Origin of the sequence: Streptomyces sp. NPDC046557, assembly GCF_040645975.1 — a bacterium.
Taxonomy (GTDB): Bacteria; Actinomycetota; Actinomycetes; order Streptomycetales; family Streptomycetaceae; genus Streptomyces.
Genome location: NZ_JBEYZH010000005.1, coordinates 1 through 20,168 on the forward strand (window position 1 = coordinate 1; position 20,168 = coordinate 20,168).

Below are 20,168 nucleotides of genomic sequence, written 5' to 3' on the forward strand. Positions count from 1 at the left end.
CGACCCGGCGTTCGCCCCGACCGACGGGACCCCGTTCACGATCCACACCCGCTGGATCGAGACCGAGTTCGTCAACGAGATCCCGGCCTTCACGGCGCCCGCCGCCGAGGACTCCGACGAGGAGCCGGGCCGCGAGACGGTGGTCGTCGAGGTCGGCGGCAAGCGCCTGGAGGTCTCGCTGCCGTCCTCGCTGGGCATGACGCTGGCCCGTACGGCCGCCGCGGGCGGTGCGAAGCCGAAGCGCCGCGCCGCGAAGAAGTCCGGCCCGGCCGCCTCGGGCGACACCCTGGCCTCCCCGATGCAGGGCACGATCGTCAAGGTCGCGGTCGAGGAGGGCCAGCAGGTCAACGAGGGCGACCTGATCGTCGTCCTGGAGGCCATGAAGATGGAGCAGCCGCTGAACGCGCACCGCTCCGGCACCATCGTCGGCCTCACGGCCGAGGTCGGCGCCTCCCTCACCTCCGGCGCCACGATCTGCGAGATCAAGGACTGACTTGACGACCCGAAGGTCCCCGCCCTGGAGGGCGGGGACCTTCGGGTCTTTTCAGCCCCGGCGGGGTTGAGGCGGTCGTTTCAGCCCCGCCGGCGCTTGAGGCGCGGGGTGCGGGGCGCCCCGCGAAGCCCGGCGCAGCCGGGGCCGCGCAGCGCAACGGCGCCGCGGCCGGACACCTAGCGCCGCCGCAGGTCCGCGACCCGCGCCCGCTCCCCCGCCTGCGGCTCCAGCAACCCGCCCGGCGCACTGCGCAACTGCGCCGTCGGCCCGCCGCGCCGCTGCACCGGCAGCGGCGACTCCCGCCGCGGCCGGCGGCCCGCCATCCCGTCCCCGCCGGAGGCCGCCGCGCCGCCCGCGACCGTGATCTGCACGCCCTGGTCGGCCAGCGCCTGCAGCTCGGTGGCGGCTCGGTCGTCGTGCGGCGGCGGCTCGTCGGTCACCAGCCGCGTCATGACGTCCGTCGGCACGGTCTGGAACATGGTGTCGGTGCCCAGCTTGGTGTGGTCGGCGAGGACCACCACCTCCGCCGCCGCCTGCACCAGCGCCCGGTCCACGCTCGCGGAGAGCATGTTGGAGGTGGACAGCCCGCGTTCCGCCGTCAGCCCGCTCCCGCTCAGGAAGGCCCGCGACACCCGCAGCCCCTGGAGGGACTGCTCGGCGCCGCTGCCGACGAGCGCGTAGTTGGAGCCGCGCAGGGTGCCGCCGGTCATCACCACCTCGACCCGGTTGGCATGGGCCAGCGCCTGGGCGACGAGCAGCGAGTTGGTGACCACGGTCAGCCCGGGTACCCGCGCGAGCCGGCGGGCCAGCTCCTGGGTGGTGGTACCCGCGCCGACGACGATGGCCTCGCCCTCTTCGACGAGGCCGGCCGCGACATCGGCGATGGCCGTCTTCTCCGCGGTGGCGAGATGGGACTTTTGCGGAAAGCCGGACTCCCGCGTGAAACCGCCCGGCAAGACCGCACCGCCGTGTCGGCGGTCGAGGAGTCCTTCGGCCTCCAGTGCCCGCACGTCCCGCCGTACGGTCACTTCGGAGGTCTGGACGACGCGGGCGAGCTCCCGGAGCGATACCGCTCCGTTGGCCCGCACCATTTCGAGGATCAATTGGCGACGTTCTGCAGCGAACACGAAACTGACAGTAACCCGGGCGACCGACTGCTTTCAGCTGCTTCCGCCGGAATACCGAAGTTGTCCATAAGGTGGGGCGACAAGTGGTATACGCGGTCGGACAGTTGCGTGAACAGTCCGCCACAACCCCACGCGTCGCCCCAAACCCCTTGTGGAACAGGGCGGTTCGCGGCGGTTACGCCTCCCCGGCGACCTTCCGGGTGTGCAGTTGGCGCGCCACCTCGGCGATCGAACCGGACAGGGAGGGGTACACGGTGAACGCGTTTGCGATCTGCTCGACCGTCAGGTTGTTGTCGACGGCGATCGAGATCGGGTGGATGAGCTCGCTGGCGCGCGGTGCGACGACCACACCACCGACCACGATCCCGGTGCCCGGGCGGCAGAACAGCTTCACGAAGCCGTCGCGGATGCCCTGCATCTTCGCCCGCGCGTTGCGCAGCAGCGGGAGCTTCACGACTCGGGCGTCGATCTTGCCGGCGTCCACGTCGGCCTGGGTGTAGCCGACGGTGGCGATCTCGGGGTCGGTGAAGACGTTCGAGGAGACCGTCTTGAGGTTCAGCGGGGCCACCGCGTCCCCGAGGAAGTGGTACATCGCGATCCGGCCCTGCATGGCGGCGACGGACGCCAGCGCGAAGACGCCGGTCACGTCACCGGCCGCGTACACGCCCGGCGAGGACGTGCGCGACACCTTGTCGGTCCAGATGTGCCCGGACTCCTTGAGCCGGACCCCGGACTCCTCCAGGTTCATGCCCTGCGTGTTGGGGACGGCGCCGACCGCCATCAGGCAGTGCGTGCCGCTGATGACCCGGCCGTCGGAGAGGGTGACCTCGACCCGGTCGCCGACCCGCTTGGCGGACTCGGCGCGGGAGCGGCCGATGACGTTCATGCCGCGGCGGCGGAAGACGTCCTCCAGGACGGCGGCGGCGTCGGGGTCCTCGCCCGGCAGCACCCGGTCGCGGGAGGACACCAGCGTGACGCGGGAGCCGAGGGCCTGGTAGGCGCCCGCGAACTCGGCGCCGGTCACGCCGGAACCGACGACGATGAGCTCCTCGGGGAGCTCGTCGAGGTCGTAGACCTGGGTCCAGTTCAGGATGCGCTCGCCGTCGGGCATCGCGTCGGGGATCTCGCGGGGGTGGCCGCCGGTCGCGATCAGCACCGCGTCGGCGGTCAGGATCGTCTCGGAGCCGTCGGCCGCGGTGACGATGACGTCCCGGGTGCCGTCGGTGCCCTGCGGCCCGCCGAGCTTGCCGCGACCGCGCAGGACGCGTGCGCCCGCCCGGGTGACGGAAGCGGTGATGTCGTGCGACTGGGCGAGCGCGAGGCGCTTGACGCGCCGGTTCACCTTGCCGAGGTCGACGCCGACGACGCGCGCGGCCTGCTCGATGTGCGGGGTGTCGTCCGCGACGACGATGCCGAGCTCCTCGTACGACGAGTCGAAGGTCGTCATGACCTCGGCGGTCGCGATGAGGGTCTTGGAGGGCACGCAGTCGGTCAGTACCGAGGCTCCGCCGAGTCCGTCGCAGTCCACGACGGTCACCTCCGCGCCGAGCTGGGCCCCTACGAGGGCCGCCTCATACCCGCCGGGTCCGCCGCCGATGATCACGATCCGGGTCACGAAAACTCCGCCTCACGTCTACCCGGCCGGCTGCCGCCCCGGCCGGGGCTTCCGGGGGGTCTCCCCGGGGGATGCATTCCGTGCCCCATTGTCCCGCACGCTTCAAGGTGCTTCACGCCCGGTCCCGCCGTCCGCTCCGCCGATCCGGTCGTCCCGGGTCGTCCCCGGTCATCCCTCCGGGCACGCCGCCCGGGCCGCCCCTCCCGTACCCTCGACCTCATGTCGCTCTACGCCGCGTACGCCGGCAACCTCGACCCGCGGCTGATGACGCGCCGCGCTCCGCATTCGCCGCTGCGCGGCACGGGCTGGATCAACGACTGGCGGCTGACTTTCGGCGGCGAGCAGATGGGCTGGGAGGGGGCGCTGGCGACGATCGTCGAAGCGCCGCGCCAGCAGGTCTTCGTGGCTCTGTACGACATCGCGCCGCTCGACGAGGACTCGATGGACCGGTGGGAGGGCGTCGGGCTCGACATCTACCGCCGGATGCGGATCCGGGTGCACACCCTGGACGGCGAGGAGGCCGCCTGGGTGTACGTCCTGAACGGCTACGAGGGCGGCCTGCCCTCCGCGCGCTACCTCGGGGAGATCGCGGACGCGGCCGAGTCCGCGGGCGCCCCGCACGACTACGTGATGGAACTCCGCAAGCGCCCCTGCTGACTCCTTGTGCACGCCCCTCGCACCCCTCGGCGCCGGGGCGCCTCCCGTGCTTCGGGCCGCTGCGGCGGACTCCGTCCTCGCCCTGCGCACCGGTTTCTCCAGCCTCGTGGGGATCCCTCCCAGCGTGGGCCGGGGGAGTTCGAGGCGCGCGGTCCGGGGCGGCCCCGGGAAAAACCCGGCTCCGTCGAGGGACGGGAACCCTCGGGGACGATTCGGCGGAAACGACAAGGCAACGATCCGAACACCGTGAGCTGTGCCATCTACGCGCGTAGGCCGAGAGCGGTTACGCTCGTCGGCGTGAACGCATCTGTTACCGACCCCTTCGCCGACGCCACCGCCGCGGCCGCCCGCCTGCGCGAGCTGACCGGCGCCGAAACCCACGATGTCGCCCTCGTCATGGGCTCCGGCTGGGCCCCCGCCGCAGAGGCGCTCGGTGCGCCCGAGGCCGAGTTCCCCGTCACCGAGCTGCCCGGCTTCCCGCCGCCCGCCGTCGAGGGCCACGGCGGCAAGATCCGCTCGTACAAGATCGGCGACAAGCGCGCGCTGCTCTTCCTCGGCCGGACCCACTACTACGAGGGCCGCGGCGTCGCCGCCGTCGCCCACGGCGTCCGTACCGCCGTCGCCGCCGGCTGCAAGACCATCGTGCTGACCAACGGCTGCGGCGGTCTGCGCGAGGGCATGAAGCCCGGCCAGCCGGTCCTGATCAGCGACCACCTCAACCTGACGGCCACCTCGCCGATCGTCGGCGCGAACTTCGTGGACCTCACCGACCTCTACTCGCCGCGCCTGCGCGCGCTGTGCAAGGAGATCGACGAGACCCTCGAAGAAGGCGTCTACGTCCAGTTCCCCGGCCCGCACTACGAGACCCCGGCCGAGATCAACATGATCCGCGTCATGGGCGCGGACCTGGTCGGCATGTCCACCGTCCTGGAGGCCATCGCCGCCCGTGAGGCCGGCGCCGAGGTGCTCGGCATCTCCCTGGTCACCAACCTGGCGGCCGGCCTGTCCGGCGAGCCGTTGAACCACGAAGAGGTGCTCCAGGCCGGCCGCGACTCGGCCTCGCGCATGGGCAAGCTGCTGACCCAGGTCCTCGCCCGCATCTGAGGACCGTACGAGTCGTACGAGAGGTAAGGCGGAAGTAGTGCAGGAAGTGCAGGACGATCTGATCACCCGGGCCCGCGCCTGGCTGGCCGAGGACCCGGACCCGGAGACGGCGGCCGAACTCGCCGAGCTCATCGAGGCCGGCGACACGGCGTCGCTCGCGGACCGCTTCTCCGGAATGCTGCAGTTCGGCACGGCGGGGCTCCGCGGGGAGCTCGGCGCGGGCCCGATGCGGATGAACCGCGCCGTGGTCATCCGGGCCGCGGCGGGTCTCGCGGCCTACCTCAAGGCCCGCGGCCACGCCGGCGGCCTGGTCGTCGTCGGCTACGACGCGCGCTACAAGTCGGCGGACTTCGCCCGCGACACCGCCGCCGTGATGACCGGCGCCGGGCTGCGCGCGGCCGTCCTGCCCCGCCCCCTGCCGACGCCCGTCCTCGCGTACGCCATAAGGCACCTGGGCGCCGTCGCCGGCGTCGAGGTGACCGCGAGCCACAACCCGCCCCGGGACAACGGCTACAAGGTCTACCTCGGCGACGGCTCCCAGATCGTCTCCCCGGCGGACGCCGAGATCGCGGCGGAGATCGAGCGGATCACCACCCTCGATTCCGTGCCGCGCCCCGAGTCCGGCTGGGAGGACCTCGGCGACGAGGTCCTGGAGGCGTACCTGGCGCGTACGGACGCGGTCCTGACTCCCGGCTCCCCCCGGGGCGTGCGGACCGTCTACACGGCCATGCACGGCGTCGGCAAGGACGTCGTGATGGCCGCCTTCGCCCGGCACGGCTTCCCGACCCCGGTCCTGGTGGCCGAGCAGGCGGAGCCGGACCCGGCCTTCCCCACCGTGGCCTTCCCCAACCCGGAGGAGCCGGGGGCGATGGACCTGGCCTTCGCGACGGCCGCCGAGGCCGGCCCGGACATCGTGATCGCCAACGACCCGGACGCGGACCGCTGCGCGGTGGCCGTGCCGACCGAGGGCGGCGCGGACGGCGGGTGGCGGATGCTGCGCGGCGACGAGGTCGGCGCGCTGCTGGCGGCGCACCTGGTCCACAAGGGCGCGCGGGGCGTCTTCGCCGAGTCGATCGTCTCCTCCAGCCTCCTGGGCCGGATCGCGGACGCGGCGGGCCTGCCGTACGAGGAGACCCTCACCGGATTCAAGTGGATCTCCCGGGTCGAGGGCCTGCGCTACGGGTACGAGGAGGCGCTCGGCTACTGCGTGGACCCCGAGGGCGTCCGCGACAAGGACGGCATCACGGCCGCGCTCCTCGTCGCCGAACTGGCCTCGCAGCTCAAGGAGCAGGGCCGCACCCTGACCGACCTGCTGGACGACCTGGCGATGGCCCACGGCCTGCACGCCACCGACCAGCTGTCGGTCCGGGTCTCGGACCTGTCGGTCATCAGCTCGGCGATGGCGGCGCTGCGGTCGCGGCCGCCGGTGTCACTGGCGGGCCTGCGGGTCGTCTCGGCGGAGGACCTGAACGAGGGCACGGAGTCGCTCCCGCCCACGGACGGCCTGCGCTACTACCTGGAGGGCGACCACAAGGCCCGGGTGATCGTCCGCCCGTCGGGCACGGAGCCGAAGCTGAAGTGCTACCTGGAGGTCGTGGTCCCGGTGGCCGACGCCTCCGACCTCACCTCGGCCCGCACCCGCGGCCAGGAGATCCTGGACGCGATCAAGAAGGACCTCTCGTCGGCCGCCGGCCTCTGATCCATCCCGGCGCCGGGGCGCCTCACCGGCTCCGCGCCGCTCCGGCGGACCTCGTCCGCCGGTCGGCCGGTACCCGTACGGGCCCCACGCCCCCCGAGCCTTCCGGTCCGGGGGGCGTCGCCGTCCCCCGGGCCGGTACCCGTACGCCCCGCCGGCACCCCATCCCCGCCGCCGTTTGAGGCACGGGGTCTGGCACGGCGCCCCAGGAAACGGCGGGCGGCCGGGCCACGGCGACCGGCCGACGGGGCCGACGGGGCCGACGGGGCCGACGGGGCCGACGGACGGAGTCCGGCGCAGCGGCGCGAAGCCCGGGAGGCGCCCCCGCGCCGAACGACGCGAGCGGCGCGTCAGGAAGGAGTCGGACGGAGTCCGGCGCAGCGGCGCGAAGCCCGCGAGGCGCCCCCGCGCCGAACGACGCGAGTGGCGTGTCAGGAAGGGGTCGGGCGGACGACGTCGCCCAGCGTCGGCACCGATTCCGGCCGCGAGCGGACAGCGTCACCGCACTCCCACGCCCGCGGCGGGTCCGCGTCCGGACCGCCCAGGACCACCGGGCCCGGGCCCGCCGACACCGCCTCGCTGTCGGACAGCGTGCACACGATCTGCGACAGCGCGACCGGCGGCAGGTCCTCCGGCTTCCGGCTCAGCCGGACCGTCCCCGTCGGGTCGCCCGCCCGCGTCGGCACCGCCGACAGCCCGGCGGGGACCCCGGTCGTGAACCCGGCGTCCCGCTCCTGCGCCGACGGCTCCCGCTCCAGCGCCTCCAGCAGCGCCTGCGCCGCCAGCACCACCGGGTCCCGCGCCGGTCGCTTCTCCGGCACCGGGACCACCCGCTCCACTCCCACCAGTTGCGACCCGCACACGAGTTCCACCGTCGCCCGGAACCCCGGAACCCCGCTCGGCTGCTGCCCGCTCGGCGCCGCCGGGGTGTCGCACGACACCCGCGAGGGCGCCGCGCCGACGTCCACCGGCACCGTCGTCGCCCGGATCCCGCAACCCGACGTCACCGCCGTCACGGCCGCCAGCACCAGTGCCCCGGCCACGCGCCCCGTCCTACGCCTCACCGGCGATCACCTTTCCCACGTCCACCGGCAGCCGCAGCGTGAACAGCGCCCCGCCCTCGGCCCCGTTGGCGGCCGTGATGTCGCCGCCGTGGATGTGCGCGTTCTCCATCGCGATGGACAGGCCCAACCCGCTGCCGTCCGACTTCGGGCGGGATGCGCTCGCCTTGTAGAACCGGTCGAAGACGTGCGGGAGCACCTCCTCCGGGATGCCCGGACCGTTGTCCTTGACCGCGATCACCAGCCACTCCCCCTCCACCCGCACCGACACCCGCACCGGCGAGCCGCCGTGCTTGAGCGCGTTGCCGATGAGGTTGGCCAGGATCACGTCGAGCCGGCGCGGGTCGAGTCGCACCACGATCCCTCGCTCCGCGTCGAGTTCGACGGCGTCGAGCCACGCCCGCGCGTCGATGCACGCCGTGACCTGGTCGGCGACGTCCACGTCGTCCAGGACCAGCCGCGCCGTCCCCGCGTCGAAGCGGGTGACCTCCATCAGGTTCTCCACCAGGTCGTTCAGCCGCCGGGTCTCGCTCACCACCAGGGCCACCGCCGGTGCGATCATCGGATCGAGATCGTCGACCTCTTCCTCCAGCACCTCGGCGACCGCCGTCAAGGCCGTCAGTGGCGTGCGCAGTTCGTGCGACATGTCCGCGACGAAGCGCCGACTGGCCTCCTCCCGCGCGCTCATGTCCGCGACCTTCTTCTCCAGCGCCTCCGCCGTCTTGTTGAAGGTGTGCGACAGGTCCGCGAGCTCGTCGGTCCCCGACACGTCGAGCCGGTGGTCCAGCTCGCCCTCACCCAGCCGCCGCGCCGCGTCGCCGAGCCGCTGCACGGGCTTGAGCACGGTCCGGGCCGCGGCCTGCGCGAGCAGCGCGGAGCCGAGCAGCGCGAGCCCGGTGGCGATGGTCAGGGACCAGCCGAGGGCGTTGAGGTCGTCACGTTCCTGGGCCAGCGACTTGTACATGTAGCCCGTCGGCCCGCCGCCCACGATCCGCGTCCCGCCCACCAGGTACGGGTTGCCGTGCGGCTTCGTGCGCTGCCAGTACATGTGGTACTCGGCGTCGTTGGCGGCTGTCGTCTTCTGCCGGTCGTTCACGGCGTGCTGGAGTGACTTGGGTACGTCGTTCAACCCGAAGGAGTCGGGGCCCGCAGCGCCGAACACCTTGCGGCCGTCCTTCAGTTCGTCCACCAGCAGCACGCTGTACCCGGGACTGCTGCCCGCCATCAGCTCGGCGGTGCGCTGCAGTTCGTCGGGCGTCGGATCGGCGGGCAGGGCCGCGGCGCGGTTCTGCATCTCCTGGCGGAAGTCGCCGAGCGCCGCGTCCTGGGTACGGGTGAGCACCGCCTCGCGGTTCAGCCAGTAGGCGATCCCGGAGGCGGACACGGCGGCGGTCAGCGCGACGAGGGCGAACACCACGAGGAGCCGCAACCGCAGACTGGTCCAGCGCCGGCCCGCGAACAGCCCTTTGAGGAACTGCTTGGTCACTGCGGGGAGTCCAGGCGGTAGCCGACACCCCGCACGGTACGGATGAGGGTGGGCGACGACGGGACTTCCTCCACCTTGGCGCGCAGCCGCTGTACGCAGGCGTCGACGAGCCGCGAGTCCCCGAGGTAATCGTGCTCCCAGACCAGGCGCAGCAACTGCTGCCGCGACAGCGCCTGGCCGGGCCTGCGGCTGAGTTCCAGCAGCAGGCGCAGCTCCGTCGGGGTGAGCTGGAGGTCCTCGCCGTTCTTCGTCACCGTCATGGCGGCGCGGTCGATGACCAGGGACCCGAACACGGCGGAGTCACTGGCCTCGCGTTCGCCGCGGCGCAGTACGGCGCGGATGCGGGCGTCCAGCACCCGTCCCTGGACGGGTTTGACAACGTAGTCATCGGCTCCGGACTCCAGCCCGACCACCACGTCGATGTCGTCGCTGCGCGCGGTCAGCAGGATGATCGGCAGCTGGTCGGTGCGCCGGATCCGCCGGCACACCTCGAAGCCGTCGATCCCGGGCAGCATCACGTCCAGCACGATCAGGTCCGGCCGCTGCTCGCGCAGCAGTTTCAGGCCGTCCTCGCCCGTCGCCGCGGTGGCCACACGGTGGCCCTGGCGTGACAGGGAGATTTCGAGGGCCGTGCGGATGGCGTCGTCGTCCTCGATCAGCAACAGGAAGGGCACGGGCTCATTCTGTCCCATCGGCCGTCGGGACTCGACCGTCCGTCGTGCGGGGTTGCGGCGGCGGGCCGCTGTGACAGGGCTGTGACAGTCGCAGGACACCCCGGTTAAGTCGGCGGGGCAGGCTTCTACCAACGAACGGACCGAAGCAGACTCCACGACGGGGGGCGCGAGATGAACACGCTGCACAGCACCACGACCAGCGCGGTTGTCACGCGGCTGCACGATGCGAACCGCCGGGCGGCTGCCCGTACGGCGACGGTCGCCCGTCAGCGGCCGACGCATCCTGTAGCCATTGACGCGAACACGTACCAGGCGGTTCCCACTCCGCGTCTTCCTTCCTCCTCGGAGGCGGAATTCACGGCGTACGTACGGGAACGCCGGGCGGCGCTGTTCGCGACGGCGTTCCACCTCACCGGCGACCGGTACGAGGCGGAGGACCTGCTCCAGAGCGCGCTGTTCTCGACCTACCGGGCGTGGGACCGGATCAGCGACAAGGCGGCGGTCGGCGGTTACCTGCGCCGCACGATGACGAACCTGCACATCAGCGCGTGGCGTCGGCGGAAGCTGAACGAGTACCCGACGGAGGAGCTGCCGGAGACGGCCTCGGACACGGACGCGATGCGCGGTACGGAGCTGCGGGCGGTGTTGTGGCAGGCGCTGGCCCGGATTCCGGAGCCGCAGCGGACGATGCTGGTCCTGCGGTACTACGAGGGCCGTACGGATCCGGAGATCGCGGAGATCCTGGGCATCAGCGTCGGCACGGTGAAGTCCAGCATCTGGCGGTCGCTGCGGCGGCTGCGCGAGGACGACGTCCTGAGCTTCGGCCGGGACGAGGCGGAGTCCTTCGGGGAACTCGTCGCCTGACGTCGGCGCGTGACGAAGACCATCGGGCCGAGGGGGTCCGTCCTACGGGGGTAGGGCGGGGGCCGCGGGGGGAAAAGGCGGGATCAAGCGGTCGGGGGTCCGCATGATCCCGCCTTTTCGCATGCGCGGCGTTACCCATCCCCCGGGCGAGCCACCCCCGGGCTACCGGGCAGGTTCAGCCTCGCCGGACAGCGAGCCGACGCGGCGGATGGGCGCGGCACGGCCGCAAGCCGAGGCCGGCAGGCCGGGGTTGCCCCGCCTGCGTTTTGAGGCGCGGGGACGCACTTCCAGCCCCGCCGGCGTTCGAGGCGCGGGGTCTGGGGCGGCGCCCCAGGAAACCCGGCTCCGCCGGGCACCGGGCTTCCCCCGGACCCTCCCCCCCGGACCCCGTCCGGGGAGCCCCACTCAAACCCCGGCGACGCTGAATCTGCCCACCCCGCCGGCCGGACGGCGCGCGGACGCGCGGATAGGCGCGGCACGGCCGCAAGCCGAGGCCGCAGGCCGGGGTTGTCCCGGCCCGGCCGGAAGCGAGGCGGCTCAGCCGCAGACGTGGCCCGGCCCCGCCGGACGGGACCGTGGCGTGGCCGCAGGGGTGGCCCGGTGAAAGGGTGGCGCGGCCCCCGGAGGGGTCAGGCCGGGGTGGGGGTGCGGTGGCGGCCGGCCGCGCAGGCGGCGAGGCGGCCGAGGGCTTCGTCCCGCGCACACGGCACCGCGCCCAGCGCCGCGTGCCGCGCCACGATCCCCCGCTCCGCCCGCATCAGCCGCCAGCCCCTGCGCAGCAGGAACGGAACCGACTTGCGCCCCTCGCGCAGATCCCGCGCCAACCTCCGGCGGAACGTGGTCGACGGCCGCCCCCGCAGGCAGATCGCGTCCGCCAGCAGCCCCAGCTCCCGGCAGCGGGCCACGATGTCGGCCGCGAAGATCCCCTCCGCGATGAACAGCGGCGTACGCGCTATGTCCAGCGTCTCCGCACCCGTCCGCGACGACGTCGCGATGGAGTACACCGGCACCTCGGTCCGCCCCGCCGCGCACAGTTCCGCGATCGCGGCGACCGCCGCCTCGGCGTCCCACGACAGCGGCGAGTCCCAGTCGATGTCCGAGCTGCCCTCGACCAGCGGCAGCGTCGGGTCGTCGCCCTCCTTGTAGAAGTCGTCCAGGCGCAGCACGGGCAGGCCCGAGCGGGCCGCGAGCGACGACTTGCCGGAGCCCGAGGGCCCGGTCAGCAGGACGACGCGCGTGGGGAGGGGAGAGGAGGAGCTCACGGGTCACCAGTGTGAGGCATGACCTCCCGTATGGGTACATCGGTGACGCGTCCTGCGAGCACTCTCACATCCGTCCGCGCCGCACGGCCGGTTGGAAACCGGAGCCGCACCTCCACTACGCTGCGTGCGCACGCGACTACGACCACAGGCGGGAACCTCATGGCACGTCACGCAGCCCCCGGCAACGGCGCACTCCGTACCGCCGGCCTCACCCTCTCGATGGCCGGTGCGGCCCTGGCGATGGCCGCCGGCGGCGCGCAGGCCGGCGAGCTCTCCGTCCCGGCGGCCCTGTCCGGCGTCACCGACCCGATCACGAACCTCAAGGTGAACCCGCTGGCCCACACCGGCGTGGACCCCCTCGACAACGGGGTGGGGACGAAGGTCGCGGACTTCCCGGCGGTCGGCACCACCATGGTCACCGGCGTCCTGACCCAGGGCCCCTCGGTCGGCGAACTGCCCACCGCCACCGCGGGTTCGCTGCTCGGCCCGCTGCTGCCGGGACGGAAGTAGCGGCGAGAACGCCGAAGGCCCCGACAGCGCGGGGGTCGCTGCCGGGGCCGGTTTCGAGGGCCGCTCTACGGGATCAGTAGGACGAGCCGGACGCGCCCAGCGACCCCGTGGGGTGCCAGACCGTCTTGGTCTCCAGGAACGCCGTCATGCGCGACGTGCCCGGGTCGGCGGTCCAGTCGTCCACAGGCTGTGGACGCAGGACGCGCTTGAGGTTGTCGGCCGCGGCGATCTCCAGTTCCTTGGCCAGCGCCGCGTCGGCGCCCGCCAGGTCGATCGCGTTGACGTCCTGGTGGGATGCCAGGTGCGGGCCCATCTCGGCGGCCTTGCCGGACAGGATGTTGACCACGCCGCCCGGCAGGTCGGAGGTGGCCAGCACCTCGCCCAGGGACAGGGCGGGCAGCGGTGACTTCTCCGAGGCGATCACCACCGCCGTGTTGCCCGTCGCGATGACCGGGGCGATGACGGAGACCAGGCCCAGGAAGGACGACTCCTGGGGGGCGACGACGGTGACGACGCCGGTCGGCTCCGGGGTGGAGAGGTTGAAGAACGGGCCCGCCACCGGGTTGGCCGCGCCCACGACCTGGCCGATCTTGTCGGTCCAGCCCGCGTACCAGACCCAGCGGTCGACGGCCGCGTCCACGACGGCCGCCGCCTTGGACTTGGACAGCCCCTCGGCCTCGCCGACCTCGCGGACGAACTGCTCCCGGCGACCCTCCAGCATCTCGGCGACGCGGTAGAGGACCTGCCCGCGGTTGTACGCGGTCGCGCCCGCCCAGCCGCCGAACGCCTTGCGGGCGGCGACGACCGCGTCACGCGCGTCCTTGCGGGAGGACAGCGGCGCGTTGGCCAGCCAGTTGCCCTTCGAGTCGCTCACCTCGTACACCCGGCCGCTCTCGGAGCGGGGGAACTTGCCCCCGACGTACAGCTTGTAGGTCTTGAAGACGTTCAGACGCACAGAGGACTCAGACATCGAGGTAGGACTCCAGACCGTGGCGGCCGCCCTCGCGGCCGAAGCCCGACTCCTTGTAGCCGCCGAAGGGCGAGGTCGGGTCGAACTTGTTGAACGTGTTGGCCCACACCACACCCGCCCGGAGCTTGCCCGCGACCGCGAGGATGCGCGAGCCCTTCTCCGTCCAGATACCGGCGGACAGGCCGTACTGGCTGTTGTTGGCCTTCGCGACGGCCTCGTCGGGCGTGCGGAAGGTCAGAACGGACAGCACCGGACCGAAGATCTCGTCGCGGGCGACGGTGTGCGCCTGGGTGACGTTGGTGAAGAGCGTCGGCGCGAACCAGTAGCCGGCGGACGGCAGCTCGCACGCCGGGGACCAGCGCTCGGCGCCCTCGGCCTCGCCGGTCTCGGCCAGCGCGGTGATCCGGGCCAGTTGCTCCGCGGAGTTGATCGCGCCGATGTCGGTGTTCTTGTCGAGCGGGTCACCGAGGCGCAGCGTGGACAGCCGGCGCTTGAGTGAGTCCAGCAGCTCGTCGTGGATCGACTCCTGGACCAGCAGGCGCGAGCCCGCGCAGCAGACCTGGCCCTGGTTGAAGAAGATGCCGGTGACGATGCCCTCGACGGCCTGGTCGATGGGGGCATCGTCGAAGACGATGTTGGCGCCCTTGCCGCCCAGTTCCAGGGTGGCCTTCTTGTCCGTGCCCGCGATCTGGCGGGCGATGGCCTTGCCGACCGCGGTGGAGCCGGTGAAGGCGACCTTGTTCACGTCGGGGTGCTCGACGAGGGCCGCGCCCGCGTCCCCGTAGCCCGGGAGGATGTTGACGACGCCCTTGGGCAGGCCGGCCTGGCGGCAGATGTCCGCGAAGAACAGGGCGGACAGCGGGGTGGTCTCAGCGGGCTTGAGGACGACGGTGTTGCCGGTGGCGAGCGCCGGGGCGATCTTCCATGCCAGCATCAGCAGCGGGAAGTTCCACGGGATGACCTGACCGGCCACGCCCAGCGGACGCGGGTTCGCGCCGTAGCCGGCGTGGTCGAGCTTGTCGGCCCAGCCCGCGTAGTAGAAGAAGTGCGCGGCGACGAGCGGGAGGTCCGCGTCGCGGGTCTCCCTGATCGGCTTGCCGTTGTCCAGGGTCTCCAGGACGGCCAGCTCGCGGCTGCGCTCCTGGATGATCCGGGCGATGCGGAAGAGGTACTTGGCGCGCTCGGAGCCGGGCAGCGCGGACCACTTCTCGAACGCCTTGCGGGCGGCCTTGACGGCGCGGTCGACGTCGGCGGCGCCGGCCTGGGCGACCTCGGAGAGGACTTCCTCGGACGACGGCGAGACGGTCTTGAAGACCCTCCCGTCGGCGGCGTCGGTGAACTCGCCGTCGATGAAGAGCCCGTAGGAGGGGGCGATGTCGACGACCGAGCGGGACTCGGGAGCCGGTGCGTACTCGAAGAGGGATGCCATGGTGATCAGTCCACCGTCACGTAGTCGGGACCGGAGTAACGGCCGGTGCTCAGCTTCTGGCGCTGCATCAGCAGGTCGTTGAGCAGGCTGGAGGCGCCGAAGCGGAACCAGTGGTTGCTCAGCCAGTCCTCGCCCGCGGTCTCGTTGACCAGGACCAGGAACTTGATCGCGTCCTTGGTGGTGCGGATGCCGCCGGCCGGCTTCACGCCGATCTGGATTCCAGTCTGCTCCTTGAAGTCGCGGACGGCTTCGAGCATCAGGAGGGTGTTGGCGGGGGTGGCGTTGACGCCGACCTTGCCGGTGGAGGTCTTGATGAAGTCGGCGCCCGCGAGCATGCCGATCCAGGAGGCGCGGCGGATGTTGTCGTACGTGGACAGCTCGCCGGTTTCGAAGATCACCTTCAGGCGGGCCTCGGTCCCGTCGGGCCGTACGCACGCCTCCTTGACGGCTTTGATCAGCTCGTACGTGTCCAGGTAGCGGCCGGCGAGGAAGGCGCCACGGTCGATGACCATGTCGATCTCGTCGGCGCCGGCGGCGACGGCGTCGCGGGTGTCCGCGAGCTTGACGGGCAGCGCGGCGCGGCCGGCCGGGAAGGCGGTCGCGACGGAGGCCACCTTGACGTCGGCGCCGTTCAGGGCGGCCTTGGCGGTGGCCACCATGTCCGGGTAGACGCAGACCGCGGCGGTCGTGGGCGTCGTACGGTCGGTCGGGTCGGGGTTGACGGCCTTGGCGGAGAGCGCCCGCACCTTGCCCGGGGTGTCCGCACCCTCAAGCGTGGTCAGGTCGATCATCGAGATGGCCAGGTCGATGGCGTACGCCTTGGCCGTCGTCTTGATCGAGCGGGTGCCGAGGGAGGCCGCGCGGGCCTCCAGTCCGACTGCGTCTACGCCGGGCAGCCCGTGCAGGAAGCGGCGCAGCGCGCTGTCGGACGTCGTCACGTCAGCGAATGCGGTGAGGGTGGTGGGCATGGTCACAAGATGAGCATATCTACGCGCGTAGCGACCTGTCACCCCCCTGTCCTCATCCGCTATGGAATCGACACCTCCGCCTCCCCAGCCCCCTGTCCCCGTCCTCGGCGGTCCCGTGAGCCGGATCTCCTGGGCCGAACCTCGTGACCCGGGACGGCGTGAGGCAGAATCGGGCGCATGAGCAGCCAGCAGCCCGCCGCCGAGCCGGTATACGCCGATCGCGTCTACCGCTCGTCCATGGGCATCGCAACCGGCGTACTGATCCTCGCGATGATCGTCTGGCTGTGCGCGGACGCCGTGGTCTACGGGGACGGCAGCACGCGCTGGATCGGGCTGGCCGTGGCACTGTGCGCCGTACCGCTGACCGTCGCGTTCACCATCCGGCCGGCCGTCTTCGCCAACGAGGATCGGATGCGGGTCCGCAACCCCTTCCGGGTCATCGAGCTGCCCTGGGCCTCCGTGGACGCGGTGCGCGCCGGGTATTCGGCGGAGGTGCTGGCGGAGGGCGAGAAGTACCAGCTCTGGTCGGTCCCCGTGTCGCTGCGCGAGCGCAAGAAGGCGCAGCGCCGGCAGGGCCGGGACGTCGGGGCGGTGGCCAAGGGCCAGGAGCGGGCGGCGGGCCCGGTGGCGTCCCAGGGATCGCCGCGGGCGCTCGCCGACAAGGTCGTGGACGAACTGCAGGAGCTGGCCGAACGCGGGGCGGCGCGCGCGAGCGCCCGGGGCGCCGTCACGGTCCGGTGGTCGTACGAGGTCATCGCGCCGGCCGCGGCGGGCGCGGTGCTCCTGATCGTGCTGCTCGCCCTGGGGTAGTCGGTGTCACGCCGCTGCGGGTACGGGTGGTGCCCGTCACACCGTCCCGGCCCACCGGAATCGGGCGGAACCGCCGCTACCGGGTGCTGCGTCCTCGCAGGTGTGCAGCGTCATGAGGCCGGCGACACCGCCGCCACAGCCATCCACGTCCGGCTCCGACTCCTCGGCGGGGCCCTGCTGGCCGCCCACCTCCTCCTCGTCGGCTGGCTGACCCTACGGCCGCTGGACGTGCCCTGGGCCGCCGCCGCGAATCTGACTCCGCTGGAGGGCATCCGGGCCGACCTCGCCTACGGGCCGCTGGAGGCGGCCCGCCGGCTCGGCGGGGACCTGGCCCTGCTGGCCCCGCTCGGGGTGCTGTTGCCGCTGGCCGGCGGGCGGCTCGCACGGTCGCCGCTGGCCGCGTGGTCCTCGCTGGCCCGGACGGGGGCCGCGGCCGCGCTGCTCTCGCTGAGCATCGCGATGCTGCAGAGCGGGGTGCCGGGGCAGGTCGTCGACGTCGACTCGGTGCTGCTGAACACGGCCGGTGTGCTGCTCGTCCACGCGGCGGTGGTGCCGGCCCTGAGGTCCAGGCTGCGGCGCTCTCAGGGGCCCACCCCGAGAATTACCAGGGTCGACGTGCGCCCTTGGACCGAGGTTCTGTCGGCGGTTCCCCGCGAGTATTGAGGCATCGCAGGAAAGCGGTTCCGAGATACGAGGAGAAACCCATGAGCGCGATTACCCGCCCCCGTGACGGACGGCTGATCGGTGGCGTCTGCGCCGGTCTCGCGCGACGGTTCGGGATGAAGGCACGGACGATGCGGATCATTTTCGTCCTGTCGTGCCTGCTGCCCGGTCCGCAGTTCCTCATCTACCTGGCGCTGTGGCTGCTGCTGCCGAACGAGAAGCCGGGCGCCGGTTCCGCCCGGACCGCCTGGTAGTCGCGGACCGGGCCCAGTGGCCCGGGGCCCTCAGCCGACCTTGCGGATCTTGTCCAGTTGCTTGTCCGCCACCTCTTGCGGCACCTGCGCCTTCTTCGCGGCGTCGGCCACGTTGAGGGCCATCAGGCGCACGACGGTGGCGCCGTGGCGGACGACGACCAGGTGGACCTGCGCCGAGACGCCCGCGGCGGTGGCCGTGGTGGTCCAGCTGACGTTCTCGTCCCCGCCGGTCTTGTACGCGAGGGGCTTCACGTCGCGGTAGCTGCCGGTCTGCTTCTGGACGGTGGCGGAGAAGCCCGTGCCGCATTCGGCGACGGCGTCGCGCAGCCGGGCCATGAGGCGTTCGGCGTCGGCCTCGGCGTAGGAGCTGACGGAGGCGGAGACGGCGAGACCGACCTGCTTCTGCGAGCCGACGCCCCGGTTGACGGTCTCCCGGGCGGCCGGGTCGGGCTTGTCGCCCATGACGTCGGCGAGGGGCTGGCACGCCTTGCGGTCGGCCTGGGGTTGGCCGGAGGGGGCGTTGGGGTTCTTGTTCTGCGCGGAGATCTGGTAGCCGTCGAGGTCGCCCGGTTCCAGGGCGGACCGCTCCAGCTTGCTCGCGGCGTTCTTGGGGGAGGCCGGTGCGGCCGGGGCCGCCGAGCCGGCGGAGGGCGTGGCCGTCGGGCGCGGCGACGCCGGCGCCTTCGCGTCGGGGGCCGCGGGGCCGTCGGGGGCGCCACCGCATCCCGTGGTGGCGAGGAGGAGGGCGGGGAGCAGGGCGACGCTCGCCTTCCGTGTCCACGTCCGTGCCGTGGACCGTGCCTTCATGCGCATGACCGAGACCCCAAACACCTTGCTTCGGCGGGCAGTTGCCGGTGATCGTGGCACACCGCGCGACGTGGCGCACACCCGTCGAAAGGGTGTGCGCCACGGGTGCGCGCGTGCGGGTGACGCGTGCGGCTCACGCCGTGCGAACGGGCGCGATACCGATCAGTTGCCGAGGTTGTTGAGCGGCACGCCGCCGAGCAGACCGGTCACCGCACCGAGCGCCTCGCCCGGGTCGCTGGCGTCCTGGCCCTCGTGCCCGCTCATCTTCTGCTGGCTGGTGAGCCCCTGGACGGCGCCGGTGGCGGTGCCCAGCGCGTCGGTCAGACCGACGGCCGGTACGGCGGCGGACGCGGAACCGGCGGCGACGGCGGCGAAGGCGGCACCCAGGGCGGCGACACCGAGCGTCTTGGCAGCTGACTTCTTCATCAAAATCGTCCTTGCGACGGGGAATTGAGCGGCTCCGCAAACTAGTCACTTCAAACCCCGACCCGCAAACATCCTTCAATATGAGAAAGCGCCCGGGAATGACTCTTCCCGGGCGCCGCCTTCATGTCATGCCATGGCCTATGCCGAGACAGAACCGCTGGTCGAAGCGGTCTGACGGAAGAGCCACTCGGACTTCAGCTCCGCGTAACCCGGCTTGATCACGTCGTTGATCATCGCCAGTCGTTCATCGAAAGGAATGAACGCGGACTTCATCGCATTGACGGTGAACCACTGCATGTCTTCCAGCGTGTAGCCGAACGTCTCGACCAGGTGCTCGAACTCGCGGCTCATGCTCGTCCCGCTCATCAGCCGGTTGTCGGTGTTGACGGTCAGCCGGAAGTGCAGCTTGCGCAGCAGGCCGATCGGGTGCTCGGCGTACGAGGCGGCGGCGGCCGTCTGGAGGTTCGAGGTCGGGCACATCTCCAGGGGGATGCGCTTGTCCCGGACGTAGGAGGCCAGGCGCCCCAGCTTCACCGAGCCGTCGGCGGCGACCTCGATGTCATCGATGATCTTCACCCCGTGACCGAGGCGGTCGGCGCCGCACCACTGCAGGGCCTGCCAGATCGAGGGCAGGCCGAATGCCTCGCCCGCGTGGATGGTGAAGTGGTTGTTCTCGCGCTTGAGGTACTCGAAGGCGTCGAGGTGGCGGGTGGGGGGGAACCCGGCCTCGGCGCCGGCGATGTCGAAGCCGACCACGCCGTTGTCGCGGTAGCGGTTGGCCAGCTCGGCGATCTCCAGCGCGCGGGCGGCGTGGCGCATCGCGGTCAGCAGGGCCCCGATCCGGATGCGGTGGCCGTTGGCCTTCGCGCGGCGCTCGCCCTCGCGGAACCCGTCGTTCACCGCCTCGACGACCTCTTCGAGGGTCAGGCCGGTTTCCAGGTGCTGCTCGGGGGCGTAGCGGATCTCGGCGTACACGACGCCGTCCTCGGCCAGGTCCTCGGCGCACTCGGCGGCGACGCGGAAGAGCGCCGCCTTCGTCTGCATGACGGCGCAGGTGTGCGCGAACGTCTCCAGGTAGCGCGGCAGGGAGCCGGAGTCGGCGGCTTCCCGGAACCAGACGCCCAGCTTGTCGGCGTCGGTCTCGGGGAGGTTCTCGTAGCCGACCTCGCGGGCCAGCTCGATGATGGTGCCGGGGCGCAGGCCACCGTCGAGGTGGTCGTGGAGGAGCACCTTGGGGGCACGGCGGATCTGATCCGGGGTGGGCAGGTTCGGGGTGTCGCTCGTCATCTGGG

The 20,168-nt window shown here is 72.1% G+C and carries 21 protein-coding genes; 9 read left to right on the forward strand and 12 right to left on the reverse strand.

Annotated features, from left to right (window positions below):
• A partial coding sequence (locus ABZ934_RS13210) for a biotin/lipoyl-containing protein (protein ID WP_361312205.1) occupies positions 1 to 493 on the forward strand: 493 nt, incomplete at its 5' end.
• 176 nt (positions 494 to 669) lie between these two features.
• Here the strand turns inward: ABZ934_RS13210 and ABZ934_RS13215 are convergent.
• Positions 670 to 1,620 carry a DeoR/GlpR family DNA-binding transcription regulator gene (locus tag ABZ934_RS13215; protein ID WP_361312206.1) on the reverse strand — a complete coding sequence of 317 codons (951 nt, stop codon included), beginning with the start codon at positions 1,618 to 1,620 and terminating at the stop codon, positions 670 to 672.
• 175 nt (positions 1,621 to 1,795) lie between these two features.
• Complete coding sequence (locus tag ABZ934_RS13220) at positions 1,796 to 3,235, reverse strand: NAD(P)H-quinone dehydrogenase (RefSeq protein ID WP_361312207.1); 1,440 nt, start codon at positions 3,233 to 3,235, stop codon at positions 1,796 to 1,798.
• Positions 3,236 to 3,454: 219 nt separating this feature from the next.
• Here ABZ934_RS13220 and ABZ934_RS13225 point away from each other — a divergent pair, with 219 nt between their 5' ends.
• The 3 genes from ABZ934_RS13225 (at position 3,455) to ABZ934_RS13235 (ending at position 6,695) form a co-directional block, all read left to right on the forward strand.
• Positions 3,455 to 3,892, forward strand: a complete 438-nt coding sequence (locus ABZ934_RS13225) for a gamma-glutamylcyclotransferase (RefSeq protein ID WP_136217134.1) — start codon at positions 3,455 to 3,457, stop codon at positions 3,890 to 3,892.
• A 297-nt stretch (positions 3,893 to 4,189) separates the two neighbouring features.
• A complete protein-coding gene (locus ABZ934_RS13230) occupies positions 4,190 to 4,996 on the forward strand; it encodes a purine-nucleoside phosphorylase (RefSeq protein WP_361312208.1) in 807 nt (268 codons plus the stop codon).
• A gap of 46 nt (positions 4,997 to 5,042) precedes the next feature.
• Entirely contained in the window at positions 5,043 to 6,695 is a 1,653-nt protein-coding gene (locus tag ABZ934_RS13235) for a phospho-sugar mutase (RefSeq protein WP_361312585.1), read from the forward strand.
• Positions 6,696 to 7,123: 428 nt separating this feature from the next.
• Here the strand turns inward: ABZ934_RS13235 and ABZ934_RS13240 are convergent, their stop codons facing one another.
• Genes ABZ934_RS13240 through afsQ1 form a run of 3 tightly spaced genes read right to left on the reverse strand, consistent with a single transcriptional unit; the run spans position 7,124 to position 9,913 of the window.
• The gene (locus ABZ934_RS13240) at positions 7,124 to 7,735 is read right to left on the reverse strand and encodes a hypothetical protein (protein WP_361312209.1); all 612 of its coding nucleotides are present in this window, start codon (positions 7,733 to 7,735) and stop codon (positions 7,124 to 7,126) included.
• Between the two features lie 10 nt (positions 7,736 to 7,745).
• Positions 7,746 to 9,239, reverse strand: a complete 1,494-nt coding sequence (locus tag ABZ934_RS13245) for a HAMP domain-containing sensor histidine kinase (RefSeq protein ID WP_361312211.1) — start codon at positions 9,237 to 9,239, stop codon at positions 7,746 to 7,748.
• Positions 9,236 to 9,913, reverse strand: coding sequence for a two-component system response regulator AfsQ1 (afsQ1, locus tag ABZ934_RS13250; protein ID WP_361312213.1), 678 nt, complete (start codon positions 9,911 to 9,913; stop codon positions 9,236 to 9,238). Before afsQ1 ends, ABZ934_RS13245 begins: the two co-directional genes overlap by 4 nt.
• Positions 9,914 to 10,084: 171 nt before the next feature.
• On the opposite strand from afsQ1, the gene ABZ934_RS13255 reads away from it, so the two are divergent.
• Entirely contained in the window at positions 10,085 to 10,777 is a 693-nt protein-coding gene (locus ABZ934_RS13255) for a SigE family RNA polymerase sigma factor (protein ID WP_361312214.1), read from the forward strand.
• 629 nt (positions 10,778 to 11,406) lie between these two features.
• Here the strand turns inward: ABZ934_RS13255 and ABZ934_RS13260 are convergent.
• Positions 11,407 to 12,039 (reverse strand): ATP-binding protein, encoded by a 633-nt coding sequence (locus ABZ934_RS13260; RefSeq protein WP_361312216.1) that lies wholly within the window; start codon positions 12,037 to 12,039, stop codon positions 11,407 to 11,409.
• A gap of 159 nt (positions 12,040 to 12,198) precedes the next feature.
• Here ABZ934_RS13260 and ABZ934_RS13265 point away from each other — a divergent pair, with 159 nt between their 5' ends.
• Complete coding sequence (locus ABZ934_RS13265) at positions 12,199 to 12,549, forward strand: hypothetical protein (protein WP_361312217.1); 351 nt, start codon at positions 12,199 to 12,201, stop codon at positions 12,547 to 12,549.
• A 73-nt stretch (positions 12,550 to 12,622) separates the two neighbouring features.
• Here ABZ934_RS13265 and ABZ934_RS13270 read toward each other — a convergent pair whose 3' ends face one another.
• From ABZ934_RS13270 to deoC, 3 genes are read right to left on the reverse strand one after another with little or no spacing between them, the layout of a single operon-like run.
• Entirely contained in the window at positions 12,623 to 13,519 is an 897-nt protein-coding gene (locus ABZ934_RS13270) for an aldehyde dehydrogenase family protein (RefSeq protein ID WP_361312218.1), read from the reverse strand.
• Positions 13,512 to 14,948: an aldehyde dehydrogenase family protein gene (locus ABZ934_RS13275; protein WP_361312220.1), complete on the reverse strand. Its 1,437-nt coding sequence runs from the start codon at positions 14,946 to 14,948 to the stop codon at positions 13,512 to 13,514. The genes ABZ934_RS13270 and ABZ934_RS13275 overlap by 8 nt, the downstream gene beginning before the upstream one ends.
• A 5-nt stretch (positions 14,949 to 14,953) precedes the next feature.
• Positions 14,954 to 15,916: a deoxyribose-phosphate aldolase gene (deoC, locus tag ABZ934_RS13280; RefSeq protein WP_361312586.1), complete on the reverse strand. Its 963-nt coding sequence runs from the start codon at positions 15,914 to 15,916 to the stop codon at positions 14,954 to 14,956.
• A gap of 177 nt (positions 15,917 to 16,093) precedes the next feature.
• On the opposite strand from deoC, the gene ABZ934_RS13285 reads away from it, so the two are divergent.
• The 3 genes from ABZ934_RS13285 (at position 16,094) to ABZ934_RS13295 (ending at position 17,643) form a co-directional block, all read left to right on the forward strand.
• A complete protein-coding gene (locus ABZ934_RS13285; RefSeq protein ID WP_361312221.1) occupies positions 16,094 to 16,726 on the forward strand; it encodes a PH domain-containing protein in 633 nt (210 codons plus the stop codon).
• Positions 16,727 to 16,828: 102 nt separating this feature from the next.
• Complete coding sequence (locus ABZ934_RS13290) at positions 16,829 to 17,389, forward strand: VanZ family protein (protein WP_361312223.1); 561 nt, start codon at positions 16,829 to 16,831, stop codon at positions 17,387 to 17,389.
• Positions 17,390 to 17,430: 41 nt separating this feature from the next.
• Complete coding sequence (locus ABZ934_RS13295; RefSeq protein ID WP_361312224.1) at positions 17,431 to 17,643, forward strand: PspC domain-containing protein; 213 nt, start codon at positions 17,431 to 17,433, stop codon at positions 17,641 to 17,643.
• Positions 17,644 to 17,673: 30 nt separating this feature from the next.
• Here ABZ934_RS13295 and ABZ934_RS13300 read toward each other — a convergent pair whose 3' ends face one another.
• From ABZ934_RS13300 to ABZ934_RS13310, 3 genes are all read right to left on the reverse strand, one after another.
• Positions 17,674 to 18,450 carry a hypothetical protein gene (locus tag ABZ934_RS13300; protein WP_361312225.1) on the reverse strand — a complete coding sequence of 259 codons (777 nt, stop codon included), beginning with the start codon at positions 18,448 to 18,450 and terminating at the stop codon, positions 17,674 to 17,676.
• A gap of 162 nt (positions 18,451 to 18,612) precedes the next feature.
• On the reverse strand, positions 18,613 to 18,876 hold the full coding sequence (locus ABZ934_RS13305; RefSeq protein ID WP_361312226.1) for a hypothetical protein: 264 nt from the start codon (positions 18,874 to 18,876) through the stop codon (positions 18,613 to 18,615).
• Between the two features lie 138 nt (positions 18,877 to 19,014).
• Entirely contained in the window at positions 19,015 to 20,163 is a 1,149-nt protein-coding gene (locus ABZ934_RS13310) for an adenosine deaminase (RefSeq protein ID WP_361312228.1), read from the reverse strand.
• Between the last annotated feature and the right edge of the window lie 5 nt (positions 20,164 to 20,168).